At 54.0% G+C, this 15128-nt stretch carries 9 protein-coding genes; 6 read left to right on the top strand and 3 right to left on the bottom strand.

Annotated elements, in window-relative coordinates:
* Positions 1-13: 13 nt before the first annotated feature.
* On the bottom strand, positions 14-553 hold the full coding sequence (locus G006_RS0112695) for a response regulator (protein ID WP_020483574.1): 540 nt from the start codon (positions 551-553) through the stop codon (positions 14-16).
* A 93-nt stretch (positions 554-646) separates the two neighbouring features.
* A complete protein-coding gene (locus G006_RS0112700) occupies positions 647-1936 on the bottom strand; it encodes an ATP-binding protein (RefSeq protein WP_020483575.1) in 1290 nt (429 codons plus the stop codon).
* Between the two features lie 395 nt (positions 1937-2331).
* On the opposite strand from G006_RS0112700, the gene G006_RS0112710 reads away from it, so the two are divergent.
* The 6 genes from G006_RS0112710 to G006_RS0112735 are packed head-to-tail and all read left to right on the top strand — an operon-like array spanning position 2332 to position 10018.
* Positions 2332-3969, top strand: a complete 1638-nt coding sequence (locus tag G006_RS0112710) for an ASKHA domain-containing protein (RefSeq protein ID WP_020483577.1) — start codon at positions 2332-2334, stop codon at positions 3967-3969.
* Positions 3969-4634, top strand: coding sequence for a cobalamin B12-binding domain-containing protein (locus G006_RS0112715; RefSeq protein WP_020483578.1), 666 nt, complete (start codon positions 3969-3971; stop codon positions 4632-4634). Before G006_RS0112710 ends, G006_RS0112715 begins: the two co-directional genes overlap by 1 nt.
* Positions 4631-5659, top strand: a complete 1029-nt coding sequence (locus tag G006_RS0112720) for a uroporphyrinogen decarboxylase family protein (protein ID WP_020483579.1) — start codon at positions 4631-4633, stop codon at positions 5657-5659. The genes G006_RS0112715 and G006_RS0112720 overlap by 4 nt, the downstream gene beginning before the upstream one ends.
* Positions 5656-6276 carry a DUF1638 domain-containing protein gene (locus G006_RS0112725; protein WP_020483580.1) on the top strand — a complete coding sequence of 207 codons (621 nt, stop codon included), beginning with the start codon at positions 5656-5658 and terminating at the stop codon, positions 6274-6276. The genes G006_RS0112720 and G006_RS0112725 overlap by 4 nt, the downstream gene beginning before the upstream one ends.
* Complete coding sequence (locus tag G006_RS27110) at positions 6273-7925, top strand: sensor histidine kinase (RefSeq protein ID WP_020483581.1); 1653 nt, start codon at positions 6273-6275, stop codon at positions 7923-7925. The genes G006_RS0112725 and G006_RS27110 overlap by 4 nt, the downstream gene beginning before the upstream one ends.
* Entirely contained in the window at positions 7922-10018 is a 2097-nt protein-coding gene (locus G006_RS0112735) for a two-component system response regulator (RefSeq protein WP_020483582.1), read from the top strand. Before G006_RS27110 ends, G006_RS0112735 begins: the two co-directional genes overlap by 4 nt.
* Before the next feature lie 316 nt (positions 10019-10334).
* Here the strand turns inward: G006_RS0112735 and G006_RS27115 are convergent, their stop codons facing one another.
* Positions 10335-15056, bottom strand: coding sequence for a YCF48-related protein (locus tag G006_RS27115; protein WP_081607935.1), 4722 nt, complete (start codon positions 15054-15056; stop codon positions 10335-10337).
* Positions 15057-15128 lie beyond the last annotated feature (72 nt).

Genomic DNA, 15128 nt, shown 5'->3' on the forward strand with positions numbered 1-15128 from the left:
GGAAGACCTCTGACTATTGCAAATCCTCGTCGTCGAGAATAATGGAACCGTCCTGCGCCCAATTGACTTGAGTGATACCTGGCTCCTCGGCTTCCAGCGCTTTGATAATCGCTTCTTTTTCATTCAGGAGTATTTGCTGCGCCCGCACCTGATCGGCCAAGGCGCGGTTTTCCAACAACATGCGCTTGTGCGCCAGACCATTCTCAACGACGTTGACGATTTCCAGATTACTCCAGGGCTTGTTGATAAAGCGAAACACTTCCGCCTCATTGATGGCGTGCTGCGCGCCTTCCAGATCGGCAAAGCCGGTCAACACAATGCGCACTGCATCCGGCTGCATACGCTTGAATAAAATCAAAAAGTCGATACCGTTAATACCCGGCATCCGGTAATCGGAAATCACCAAATCAAAGCTATGTTCCTCCGCTAACAACAGCGCTTCCTCGCCGCTGATTGCGGTAATAGGCTCGTATTGTTTCAGCAAACGCGTCAGCGCTTTAAGCACGTTCGGCTCGTCGTCGACGATCAGTATTTTAATGTCTGCCTGGTTCATGGTTTTGCAATATCAGTAATCTATTAATGAGATAGTCTGGCAGGTAAAGCCCCTTCTGCAAGTTCGGTTTTAAAAAACCGCCAGACAGCCAGACTATTCGGCGGCCCCCAATTCCGGCGGCCGAATCGGCAGCCAGACTCGAAACCGGCTACCCTGCCCAAGCTGGCTGGTCACTTCGATTCTACCGCCATGCTTACGGACGATATTTTGCGACACCGACAGCCCCAAGCCGGTGCCCTTGCCGACCGGCTTGGTGGTAAAGAACGGCTCAAACAAACGCGGCAAGTTCTCCGGGTCAATACCTTTGCCGTTATCGCTGATTTCCACCCAGACATCCCGGTCCGCGCAACCCGTACTAATCAGAATATCGCCTTTGGTCTCGATAGCGTGCGCGGCGTTAATCAGTAAATTCATAAACACCTGATTCAATTGCGAAGGCAAACAATAAATCTGCGGTATCTCGCCGTATTGCTTGTGTACGGTGCAATGGTACTTCAATTCGTTGTTGATGATATTCAACGTGGAATCCAATCCCTTGTGCAAATCGCCCAATTCCCAATCGTTTTTGTCGGCATGCGCAAAATCCTTCAAATCCTGAATAATGTCGCGCACCCGCGACAAGCCTTCCATGGATTCGGCGATCAATTCCGGAATATCGTTACGTAAATAATCAAGCTGCTTGGTTTGTTTCAGCTCGCGCAAGCTTTGCAGCGTCTCCGCCGATAAGGGATTTTCGTCTAAGGCCGCGTTACTGGCATCCATCACGCAAAAAACATCGCGTAAATAGCCGCTCAGCGTATTCAAATTGGAATTGACAAAACCGATGGGATTATTGATTTCGTGAGCGATGCCGGCCGCCAATTGCCCTATCGCCGCCAATTTTTCCGATTGCAATAATTGCAAATGCACAGCCTCATTCTCCTGATGCCGGCGTTGCACTTCGGTTTCCAGATAGGCATTTTGGTCTTTCAGCCAATCGCGGGCATGCTTCAGTTCCAGCTGGGTTTTGATTCGGGCCAATAGAATCGACAAATGACACGGCTTGTAAAGGTAATCCACCGCACCGAGTGACAGCCCCCGCTCTTCCTCCAGATCAGAGGTCAAGGCGGTCACGAATATCACCGGAATATCGCCGGTTTTGGGATCGGCTTTTAGCTGGCCGATGACTTCATACCCATCCATATCGGGCATCATCACATCCAACAAAATCAAATCCGGCTTCGGCGTGCCTCCCGCCAGTTGCAAGGCTCTCTGCCCGCTGGTAGCCACCAAAACCTGATAATACGGCGCGAGAAACTGCCCAAAAACCGACAGATTGATGGACTCGTCATCGACTAACAGAATGGTGGCTTGGCGCTCTGTCGATTGTTTATCGGATTCCATCTAAATTCCGTTCGATTGGGTAAACCATAATCAGGATTGACTGCAAGCGTCTCAGGCAGGCGGATTCCAGTCACGAGCCCGCTTTTTGGCGCATCGGCAAAGTTTACCCGATTGTCGATGACATTCCAGCACGAACAGTGTGCCCTTAGCCCAAAGCGCTTTTTCGGCAAAGCTTAGCCGCATATCGGGGAGTTTATGCCGTAAAAGCCGATCTGATAAAGACAAATCGCTTACACAACAGGATTGGGCCAGCGAAACGGCCGATACGCACTAAAATGATAGGGGAAAACCACTGGCTGTTTTGCCAATGCCGAATAGATCAAAACCCAGATCATGCCAGACCTTAACGAAGGCGAAGGCGCAATTGCTATCACTCATACAGGTTTCCATCGCCAATGATCACCATCGCACCCGATGCCGGACGACCAGAGCCCCCAACTGGCGATATGCTGGCGACGGTCGCCAGTAACGAACAGACGCTACGCATACCGCTTAAACCTGCTCTGTCGGTCCGCCAAGCCCTCGACACCACCGATTTACGCGTACGCGCAGCCTGTGGCGGTTTGGGCACCTGTGGCGCGTGTCTGATTCAAACCGTCAACGGCGAGTTTAATCCGCCGACGCTGGCGGAACGGCAAAAGTTGCTACCGGAAGATCTGGCTAGCGGCATACGTTTGGCCTGCCAGTTGCGGGCGCGCAGCGACTGCACGCTTTACCTGGAAAATCCAGCGCCGCATTCCGTATGGAAAAGTCTGGATCCAACCCCGCTTTATCGAGCCCAAGGCAATCCAGCCGTTTCCGAATATGTCTATGGTGTGGCGGTCGATCTGGGGACGACACACATCCGCCTGTCATTGTGGAATCGACAATCCGGCCGACGCATCGGCACCCGTTACAGTATCAATCCGCAAGTCGCGTATGGCGCCGATGTTCTGACCCGGCTGGATGCCGAGCGCCTGGACGAGCAAGATTGCCGCCGCATAGGCCAGCAAGCGCGCGATGCGATCATGGACGGTATACGCGATATTCTCAGCCGCGATATGGGCGAAATAACGCCGATACTGGCAGAGCTGGGCAAGGTGTTGATCGTCGGCAATACCGCGATGTTGACACTGATTTGCGGCAATAGCGGCGACAGCCTCTACCAACCCGAGAACTGGCAAAGCCCTATCGCCTGCCTGCCCGCGGATGCCGATACCTGGCGCCAAATATGGCGTACACCGCATGCCGACATCGACATCGCTCAAGCACTGGCCGGCTTTATTGGTTCGGATTTGCTGGCCGACCTGCTCGCCACCGGCGTTACCGAACAATCGCAACCGATGTTGTTAGCCGACTTCGGCACCAATACCGAAATCGCGGTATGGGACGGCACCCACCTGTGGGCCAGTTCCGTGCCGGGCGGCCCCGCTTTCGAAGGGGTGGGCATGCGCAACGGCTTAACCGCCGAGGCCGGTGCAATTTGCAAAGTGTCGGCAAACGGCTTACAGACGATAGGAGATGCCCAGGCGCGCGGCTATTGCGCCAGCGGTTTCATTGATGCAATTGCCTTGCTGCTGGACCAAAAGCACCTGAAACCGTCTGGACGCTTCGCCGAGCCACCAACCGAACATGGCTTTTTATTGCAAGCCGACATACCAAAAAGTGCCATTTTTGCGAGCGACATCGATATTTTCCAGCGTGCCAAGGCATCGACAGCCGCTGCCATGGCACAATTGCTGGCTTTAGCACGCTTGTCCGTAAACGATTTAGACAGGTTATGGATTTGCGGAAGTTTTGGGCAACATCTGGACCTAAACAGCGCGTTCCGGGTCGGTTTACTGCCGACAATGCCCCGCGAGCGGATCAGCCTGCTGGCCAATGCCAGTTTGGCCGGTTGCGAACAACTGCTGTTGAATCCAGCTGGGCCAAGTCTATTAAGTAATATTATGCAACGGGCGCACGTGGTCAATCTCGGCGGGGTTTTCGAATATGAAAACCGCTTCATCGACAATTTACGCTTGCAGCCCATGTCCATCGAGGAATTCCAGTAATGCTCGACGCTTATATTCAATCCTACAACCAAGCGGTATTCGAGACCGATAAGCAGGGTGCTCTGGATGTCGTCAATCAGGCCTTGAGCGACGGATTCAGCCCGGAAGATATCGTCTTCAAATTAGTCATCCCGGCCGTCGAATTGATGATGACTTTGATCGAAAAGGATCCTGACGCCAATCTGGCTCAGCATTTCATGACTGCGCAAATCGCCGCCGACGTCACCGAAAAAATGCTGGAAAAATTCAGTAAACCGCCGGAAATGATAGGTCGCGTCGTCATCGGCGCCGCTTACGGCGACCTGCATTCCTTGGGCAAACGGATCGTCAGCGGCTGTTTGAAATCGCTGATGGTGGATGTGGTCGATCTGGGCACCAATGTCAGTGCCGAAAAATTCGTCGATACCGCAATGACCGAGAACGCTCAAGTCATCGCGGTATCCGCGATGATGGTCCACACCGCCACCAGCGAAAAAGGCAGTTTGGGTGTGCGCGCACTTTTACAAGAGCGCGGCTTGGAACAACAAATCAAACTGGCGGTAGGCGGCGCTCCCTACCGTTTCGATCCGGAGTTGTACATCAAGGTCGGCGCGGATGCCTGGGCGCCGGATGGCGTCACCGCCGCCAAAGTCATTGTCGATTTGATTCGCGAGGTTAAGCCATGACACCCTTGGAAATTCTCAGCGCCGCGACGACCGGCAGCCCCGCGCCGCGCATCCCGGTTTTTTGCAATCTGCCCGATCACGGCGCCCGGGAATTGGCTATGACCGCCAAGGAATACTTCAGCAGGGGCGAATATGTCGCCGATGGTCAATTACGCCTGTTGCAGCGCTACGGCTACGACAACATCTGGAGCCTGCATTACGTAGGCAAGGAAGCCGAATTGTTGGGGTGCCGGGAAATCCTGTTTGCCGACGACGGCGTACCGAATGTCGCCGACTTCATCATCAAAAACCTGGACGACATCGCCAAACTCGAAATTCCCGCCGACATTACCCAACAACCAGCCTGGCAACCCGTTGCCGACAGCCTAAAGATTTTGCGCAGCGAAGTCGGCGCCACGCATCCGATTTGCGCGTACATCACGGCCTCGACCACGTTGCCGGCTATCTTGATGGGCATGGATAAATGGATGGAGCTATTCCTGCTCGGGCCATTCGATGTCCGCGACGAATTGCTGCGAAAGTGCTCGGATTTCGTCCAAAAGGAAATCGCTGCGCTCCGCGCCTTCGGCGCCAATGTACTGATTTATTCCACGCCATTCGGCTCACCGTATTTCGTCAGCCGCAAACAAATAGAGCAAATCGTGATGCCCTGGATGCGGCGAGACCTGCTGCCTGGCGATAACGAAGACATCGTCTATTACTGTGGCATGGCGCCATTCAACGATGTGATCGACTTAGTTTTCGATGAACTTCACATCAAAACCCACCACATCAGCCCGCTCGCCGACATTGCCGAAGCCAAACGCCTGATCAATACTCGCGGCCTGACCTGCGGGGTAATCGACGATATAAAAATGATTCACTGGAGCGCCGAGCAAACCCGCGCCGAAGTGCAGCGTATTGTCGAAATAGGCAAAACCGGCGGCCATTTTTTGTTCGGTAACGGCGTAATGCCATTGGCAGTGCCCGAGGCCAATATTAGAGCCATGGTCGCTGCCGCATTCGAATATGGGAGACAGCCATGAAAACCTTCGCGATACAGCCGGAAAATCAAACACCTCTGACCATGATAGGCTGCGGCATCTTACGTAAGGAAGTGGATAGATTAATCGCGAAAAATCACTGGAACGTCCACACCCATTATCTGGATTCGGCCTTGCACAATTACCTGAATCGTTTATCGACGGAATTGAATCAGGCATTGGAAGAGCGCGAAAAACTCGGCGAGAAAACCGTGGTGTTTTACGGCGGCTGCCACCCGTTGATGGAAAAATATCTGGAAGGCCACCACACCTGCCGTACCCAAGGCCAAAACTGTATTGTGATGCTGTTGGGCTACGAATTATTCATGCAGGAACTGGAAAAAGGCGCGTATTTTTTACTGGAAGACTGGGCCTTGACCTGGGAACCGATGATCACCGCCTGCTTCGGCGCGAACATGACGGTGATCAGGGAGATATTTCACAGTAGCCACAAATATATCCTGGCGCTGCGCACCCCGTGTAACGGCGATTTCAGCGCCGCCGCCGAAACCGCTGCGCGCTTCGTGGATTTGCCGCTGGAATGGATGGATGTCGGCCTGGAGCATTTGGAAACCGTTTTGGCCGATGCCATTCAACGCCGGCTTGCCGCGGAACAATGACTCAAGCACCTTCCAATCAAGAGTTGCAGGAACGGGTCAAGCAATTGGAAACCCGCGTCCGCAAGCTTTCGGAAGAAAAGGCGAATCTATATTTGATTCTGCACATGCTGGAGCTGTTAAACCCCATCGCCGGCGTCGAAGGGCTGCTGGAGAGCTTAATGACTGCTTTGTGCGGCAGTTTGGGCGGCAGCAATATCGAAATTTATTATCTGGACGCGGGGACAATCCATTACGCCAATTTGGCCGGCGACCGCCAAGTTATCGACCATATCGACGACCCCTTGATCAACGAAGTTTTTCAGCAGCGCCGCTTTGTCGAACAAGCCACAGATTCTCAGCACACGCTGCTGCGCGGCATGACCCCGGCCATTGCCTGCACCTGGGTCATGCCCTTACAGGTGGGCAAAGAATTAATCGGCGCCATCAAAATGACTGACATGTTGGGCTCTGCGCAAATGCGCGATTATCTATCGCCGTTTTTCTCGCACATGGCGCTGATTTTAAGCAACGAAATTAAGACCCGCATCGCGGAAAGCGCGAATCAGGCCAAAAGTAATTTCCTGGCCACCATGTCGCACGAAATCCGCACCCCATTGAACGGTATCTTGGGAATGGCGCAACTGCTGAGTCTACCGGACTGCGACCCAAGCAGGCATCAAGAATGCGCCCGCACTATCCTCGCATCCGGACAAACCCTGTTAACCCTGTTAAACGATGTGTTGGATTTGTCCAAAATCGAGGCGAATCGGCTGGAGCTGGTTTACTCAGCCGCGCAGCCTCGGCAAATCATCACCGAAGTACAGTCGCTGTTCAGGGAAAGCGCGCTTCAGAAAAACCTGCAAATCGAAACCGTCTGGCTCGGCCCCTGCGAGCAATGCTATCTACTGGATCAAATCAGAGTCAGGCAAATGCTCTCAAATCTGGTCAGCAATGCCATCAAATTTACCAATCATGGCGCGATCCAAATCCAGGTAACGGAGTTGCGTCGGCAAGGTTCGCAAGCACAACTGGAATTTTCTGTGTCCGATCAAGGCATCGGTATTGCCGCCGACCAACAAAGCCTACTATTCAAACCTTTTACCCAAATCGACGCCAGTTCGACGCGGCGTTACGCCGGCACCGGCCTGGGCTTATCCATCGTCCAGCGTTTTGCCGGGCTGATGCAGGGCGAAGCCGGCGTGGAAAGTAGTCCCGGCATGGGCGCGCGGTTCTGGTTCAAAATTCGCTGCGACCTGGTTGATTGTCAACTGCATAACCACAATCGGGAACAACCGCGCTTACTCGCCCCGTGCGCGGAAATCTATTCCGCAGCAGTCAAGACCGGGCACTATCGAGATACGCCCATCCATCCGGAGCAACCCGTCTTTGCGGTGACCAACCCGGCAATCAGTAAGGAAGACATCGCCTTGCTGCACCGCAACCAAGAAATACGGCCGCTACTGGACGAACTCGACAACTTACTTGCCAAAAACATGTTCCATGCCATTAATCACGTTAAAGCATTGCAGAATTTACTGCGCGCTAGTGCGGTAGAACCGCGGTTTTCCGAAATAGCTCAATCGGTCAACGAAATGAAATTCGACCAGGCACGCCAGCAATTGCGGCAGCTTTATTCAGCCTTGGGTTGGGATGGAGTACAAACCGAATGAACAGCAAGCAGTTGAAAATTCTCGCCATTGACGACAGCCCCGCCAACCTGGCCTTGTTGGGCTTGGCATTACAGGACGATTATCAAATTCAAATCGCCACCTCCGGCGGTAAAGGCCTGGAACTGGCGCTGGATGAGCCGCCCAATCTGATTCTGCTCGATATTATGATGCCGGATATGGACGGCTACGAAACCTGTCGGCGGATCAAGGCCAGTCCGCTATTAAAGGACATTCCGATTGTATTCGTTACCGCTTTGAACGAAATTCAAGCCGAGGCCCAGGGCTTTTCCTTGGGCGCCGCGGACTATCTGACCAAACCCATCAGTATCGAAATTGCCCGCTTGCGGATTCGCAACCTGTTGGAACGCGAACAATTTCGTCAGGAACTGCAACGCCGCGAAGCTGAACAACGCTTGGCGGCCAGCGTCTTCGCCCACACTCACGACAGCGTAGTCATTACCGACAGCGAGAATCGCATCATCGATGTCAACGCGGCTTTTAGCCGAATCACTGGTTACGCACGCGAAGAAGTGTTGGGTAAAAACCCCAGCATGCTCAAATCCGGTCGGCAATCGGCGGAGTTTTATAAATCCATGTGGCAATCGCTAAACACACACGATCATTGGAGCGGCGAACTGTGGAACCGCAACAAAAAGGGCGAAGTCTTCGCGGCACTGACGTCAATTTCGGTGGTGCGGGACGACGATGGCCAAATTCATCATTACATCGGCTTATCGGCGGACATCACGCCTCTGAAGAACCATGAATACGACCTGGAACGCATCGCCCATTTCGATCCGCTGACCGGCATTCCCAACCGCGTGTTGCTGGCCGACCGCCTCGCACAAGCACTGGCCCACACGCACCGTGCCGGCAACCATATGGCGGTATGCTATCTGGATCTGGATGGTTTTAAACCGGTCAACGATCAGTACGGCCACGAAGTGGGCGATCAATTGCTGATTGAAACATCCCTACGCATCCGCGACTGCCTGCGCGCCGGCGATACTGTGGCTCGCATCGGCGGCGATGAGTTTGTGCTGCTATTGCTGGATTTTAACGACAGCCGCGAATGCGAGGCGGTATTGGAGCGCATGCTTTGCAAAGTCGCGGAACCCATGTCGATTGCAGATAACCTGGTCTGCGTCTCCGCCAGCGTGGGCCTTACGCTGTACCCCGACGATCTGGCGAGCGCGGACACGTTGTTGCGGCATGCCGACCAGGCCATGTATGTCGCCAAACAACGAGGCAAAAATCGCTACCACCTGTTCGATCAGGAACTGGATCGGATAGCGCTGATACGCGGCGAAACCTTAACGCAAATCGAAACCGCGCTGCTGAATAACCAGTTCGTGCTGTATTTTCAACCCAAGGTTAATATGCGCCTGGGTAAAGTACTGGGCGCGGAAGCATTGATTCGCTGGCAGCATCCCGAGCGTGGCTTATTGTCGCCTGCGGCGTTTTTACCCGACACAGAAGGCACCGAGCTGGTCATAGCGCTAGGCAATTGGGTCTTGGCCCGCGCCCTGGACCACCTGCAAATCTGGCAAGACATGGGCTTGAACATTGCCATTAGTATCAATATCGCCCCGCGCCACTTACTACACCAGGACTTCGTCGAAACCTTGAAAACCGGCTTTGCCGCCCATCCGCAATTGCGCCCCCACTGCCTGGAACTGGAGATACTGGAAACAGCAGCGCTGGAGGATATTGGCAGAGTCACCGCCGTGATGAAGGAATGCCAAAAACTGGGCGTCGGCTTTGCATTGGACGATTTCGGTACCGGTTATTCGTCGCTAACCTACCTGAAAGCCTTGCCGGCCGAAACCTTAAAGATCGATCAATCGTTTATTCGCGACATCCTCGGCGACCCGGAAGATTTGGCTATCGTCGCCGGCATCATCAATCTCACCGCCGCCTTTCATCGGCAAGTAATAGCCGAAGGCGTCGAAACGGAAGAACACGGCCTGCTGCTGCTGAAGCTGGGTTGCGACAACGCCCAAGGCTACGGCATCGCCCGGCCCATGCCGGCCGCGGACTTACCGCGATGGATAACTAATTGGCTGCCGAATCAGGAATGGCTGAAAAATTAGTTGTTGGGACTGATCTATCCCATGGTTTCTCTCCAAACGCCGTTGAGTTAAGAGTTGACCATACTGTAGTCGCGAATTTATTCGACGTTTGGCGCCCATAGCGCGAATAAATTCGCACCTACAAGTTCTTAACTTAAAGGCATTGGCTCTCCCCTACTCGAGCCGGCCGGGGTAAGCGAAGCGCATCCGGCAATTTTGGTGGATGCGCACTGCTTATCCACCCTACGCTTAACAATCGCTAAATAGATACAGCAAAACTTGGTCAATACTCGGGCTATTAACCCAGCCCTATTTTTCACCGGTATTCCGTTCCGGCTCACTGCAGCTTATGGATTTCCAGGTTTTCGATGAAATATTTAAACAGTCGGCAGTCGTCGTCGCTGGGCGGACCAAATGCTTGCAAATGTTGGGTCATGGATTGCGCGGAATTGGGATGCGCACTCAAATAAGCACCGCTGGTAGCGGCTAGTTTTAAATCGTTAGCGGCTTTTTCAAAGCCCTCTTCACCCAAATAAAAATGCAACGCTGCCAACGCCACCAACTGCGCTTCGCCGTGCGCGCCAGTCGTTTTCGGCCAGCGACTGGCGAAGCAGCGCAAGCGATTTAAAAAGGCTTTGACGGTACGCGGCGAATTGATCTCCGGCGGCTGTGACTGGGTTTGGTGAATCAGCGGGTACCAGATCCGCAAGGCTGAGGCAAACTCCGGCGTATCCTGAGTTTGCCTCGGCCCGAACCAGTCCCGACCAAAGGCTTTGTAAGCCACGTCCAGATTATCCACCAGCCAATTTCGCGCCCTTTCGTTGACACCTACCCACGCCAAACCACCGACCAACAGCATAAACAGCAGCAACAAGCCATAGCCGATGCGTTGCGGCCAGGGCGTCAGTTGTTCGAGGTTGAAATCGGCGCGAAACGAAGTAATGCCGGATTCGGCTTTAAGTTTGTCGGACATATCGGCAACAGGCTCGGCATTGGTCTCCACTGACTTAGCCGCTGCTGCCACCGACTGTGTTGCCAAAACCGGCGGGTTTGACGTGCCAGGTATAGGCTGACTGGCGTGATAAGCCACCCAAGCCATCGCGGCCAACAGGACAAAAACCTGCAATGTCAAAACCAGACCATTGCTAATTTTTTGTAAGCGCTGATCGCGTTGACCTAGACCATCCTCCTCGCCGCCGTTGCCGGTTAACAGGTTCAACATGGCCTCGCTACCGGCGGTAGGCACCGGCACTTCAATGTTGATCAATTTTTGCAGATAAAAGCGTGCCAGACTGCGTGGTTTTTGAATTGGGGCATGCTGAGTCTGGCCCTCTGTACCAACCCCAGTTTGACCATTGTCGTCGAATTCGTGCAGGGCTTCCGCGAGTTCCTTGAAATGCAGTTTGACGTTTGCCAGCACATATTTGGGAGCGATGCCCATGACGATGAACAACTCGCCGCTGCTGACCAAGAAATTACAGGTTTCCAGCACCCGCAGCGCATGCTCGCGGCTGCACCGGTCCAGATCGTCGATAAATAACACCAAGCGGCGCCGGCCTAAAAGCCCAGTTAAACGCTCGAAGCGTCGCTCCCAGATTTGCCGGGTACCCACCGGTTCGGCTGCTTCGATAACGCCGGTTTTGCTGATCGCGGTTTTCAACAAATCGGTGCTGGCCAATCCAAACAACGACGCCCCCTTGACCACCACCACACCAGCCACGGTAGTCAGCACCGTCAACAAAGCTGTCAACCAGGCCGGCAAAGCAAACGGCGCTTTGCCGGGGCTATGTTCCAGTTGCTTAACGATGGCTTGCTTACGCTCTTGCGTTAATTCATGCTCGAGTACTTTCCCGGCTTGAGCCAGTAACTCGTCGTCGCTGGCGAAGGCGCTTAAGGTATCTTTGCAATTTGCCGGATCTTTGGTTACGCCGGAGACAGCTGCGTTCACTAAACATTGCAGTTTCTCGCAATCGGCAGGGCTAAACAGCTGGTCAGCAGGGGACTTGGCCGGATTGTTGACACCATCGACTTGAGCACATAAGCGGGCGTGGCCTTGTGCAGTCAGCACCGCCGGTTGCTCCAAGCCAGCCAGATGGGAAGCGAAGTGCCACACCTGATTTTCTTCCGCCTCTTCATGAAAATACGCAAACGCCGCCAACCAACAAAATCCGGTCAACAGCAAAGCCGCCAGCAGCTGTAGCCAAAATCGCCGATGCGTCAACAAACGCAACCGAAACCACAGGCCCGGCAACAGCCAAGGCCATAGCGGCGGCGTAGCCTGCTGGCGCACGCATTCCAGGATGGAACCCAGCACCTGTTGTTCTTCCTGATGGTGCCAGGCGTTGTACCAGACCGGCCGCAAACCCTCCCGCCGTAATTCGGCTTGCAAATAATTCATCACCGAACTTTTGCCGCAGCCCCAATCGCCGGTAATCGCCAGGGTCAATGGCGGCTGGGTGTTTTCGTTGCGCAGAAACGCGGACAAATCCCGAGCCAACTGCAAACTGCCCAGATAGTCCTTACTGCCAGGCCCGGTGGGTTTATCAGAAGCAGCGGTGGGATTGATGCCTAAGTTGGGATCATGGGCTTCCGGTTCGCGCAGTTCGGTCAACTGCAAGCGCAAACCACGGCTGAACAACAGCATGATCGGCAACCAACTCAAGTAATACCAGGGTGCCGGATAGCGCTGATAAGGCAATACCGGATCCTGCCAATGTTCGCCGCCGTCGCTGGTCGCGAGTAGGGTGCCGGCTGTGCCGACGGTCCAGGCATATCGGCCTTCGTTGTCGGCATCTATATCAATCAAGTTTACTGAGGTATTACTGTTTTGCGCCTGCCATGTGCCACCGCTATTTGTAGTAGACACTACCGTGCCGCCGACACCGACTGCCCAACCACGACTGCCGTCGCCGGCGAAAGCTGATCCTCTGAGATTCTGTTGGGTCGTACTCACTTGAGCGTGCCAATTTCTTCCGCCATCGGATGTGGAAAAAATTGCCCCCTTAGAGCCGACAGCCCAACCGTTTATATTGTCGGCCTGAAACTGAAGATCGAGAATACCTACCGTTGAACCAATCACTTGCGATTGCCAAGTCAAGCCACCATCCGCAGTAAAGTCCGACTTACCGCTGACGTCGGCCAGCCAACCTCGCAGACCATCCTCCGAAAAATGCATGGCAAAAAGTGTTCCCCATATATTAGGGTCAAGTTGCCAGTTTTTGCCTCCATCGCGGGTTACCAGAAGCCCCCCGTCGCCGACTGCCCAACCATGCAAACCGTCATTGAGAAATTGAACTCTGAATAAGAATATCTTGGTGTTGTTGTTTTGAGCACGCCAATTTTTCCCAGCATCGCTGGTAGCAAAAATAACCCCATTGCCACCGGTCAACCAGCCACGTTGGCCATCCGCTAAAATGTGCATGCCAAATAGGTCTTGATGGGTTTGAATTTCCTGGCTTCGCCAATTTCGCCCCCCATCGGTACTGGACAAAACTGCGCCATCAGCGCCAATTACCCAGCCAAGTTGACGATTATTCATAAATTGCACACTGCTAAAAACCTTCTGGCTTGCAGCCTGCCAACTATTGCCACCGTCAGTGCTGGCGACTATGGTTCCGTCAGCACCGACTGCCCAACCGTGCGAACCGTTCTGAGAAAATTTAACGTTACGCAACTCACCGGAAGTTCCGCTGGTTAGTATTCGCCAGTTTAGTCCGCCGTCAGTCGTCGCTGCGAGGGTGCCGTTCGTGCCAGCCACCCAAGCCCGTAAGCCGTCTTTTAGCAAGCTGACACTACGCAGAAATTGCGACACCTGGTTGGGTTGCGACTGCCAGGTGTTGCCTCCATCCGTGGTGGCAACGATACGCCCACCCGTTCCCACGGCCCAACCGCGCCGATTATCGATAAAATCTACCGATTGAAAAATTTGATTGGCATTTTTAGCTTGAGCTTGCCAAGTTTGACCGCCGTCTGCGGTGGCAAGTATGACCCCAAGATCACCGACGGCCCAACCATGCAGTTCATCGGAAAACGTCACACTATTCAGATGTGACCCGGCAACACTCGCCTGATTTTTCCAACTTTTACCACCGTCTGCGGTAGCCAGAATGAGGCCCGCCTGGCCTACTGCCCAGCCATGCGCGGGATCGACAAAATGCACGCTGTTCAATATTTCCTTCGTGCCGCTGGTTTGGAGCTGCCAACTTTTGGCGCCATCGGCGGTGACCAGAATCACACCATCTTCGCCGACCGCCCAACCATGAGAGGTGTCGACGAAATACACGGAATATAAATTGGCGCGCTTCGGATCCCGTCCACTCGGCGTTTGCTTCTGAACGGGTGGCGGCGAAACGGGTTCGCCCGTCTTATCGACTGTACTTGCTTGAGCTGAGTTTTTTGGAGTGGGTGTCGCTGGCTCATTATTGGTCTTTGCCGCAGTTAAGTCTTGCTCTTGCGGCGCACTCGGCGATTTTTGGACTGGCGACTGGTTTGCGTAATCGAGCGCAGGGGTTATCACCCTGGCAGCATTTACCTCGCCGCCGTCGGCATTCCGAACGTTGAAAGGTGCATTGTCTAGGTTAGTTGGAACCGATTGCTGCTGTTGCGGCTCGGCCGCCGGCATCTCGGCTTGCGCTGCCTTAATCCAAAAACCGTCGGCTCGCGCCAAAGGTGTTATTGGCGCAGGAGGCCCAATTTGCCCTTGCTGCCAACTCACGCCAGCATCCGTACTGTAGATGATCAAACCGCCATCACCCACAGCCCAAATATGCTGACCATCTTCGGAAACAGCCAGATCGTTGAGATTCCCGGCGATGGCCGGCAATCGCCGAAAAGCGTTGCGCTCGATTGGGTATCCCCAATAATTCCAACTCGACAATTTGGGTTCAGGACGATAGGCGTTACGGTGCGGCACTTGCTGGAAGGCGATGACGGTAGAGAACAAGGCCAGCATTAAGGCCCAGCCTAACCAGTATCCAGGGCGGCTTAGCCAATGCCGGGGGACCGTGCTTATAGCTGCGCCTTTGGTAGAAGACGCGTGTTTTGTCGCCAGTCCGGACATGTCGTCCCCCTTATCGCCGTTAGATAAGGGCTTTTTAACAACAAAATCGTCGCAAGGAAAGGCCAATCGAAT

The sequence above is a fragment of the Methylomonas sp. MK1 genome, assembly GCF_000365425.1.
Taxonomy (GTDB): Bacteria; Pseudomonadota; Gammaproteobacteria; order Methylococcales; family Methylomonadaceae; genus Methylomonas.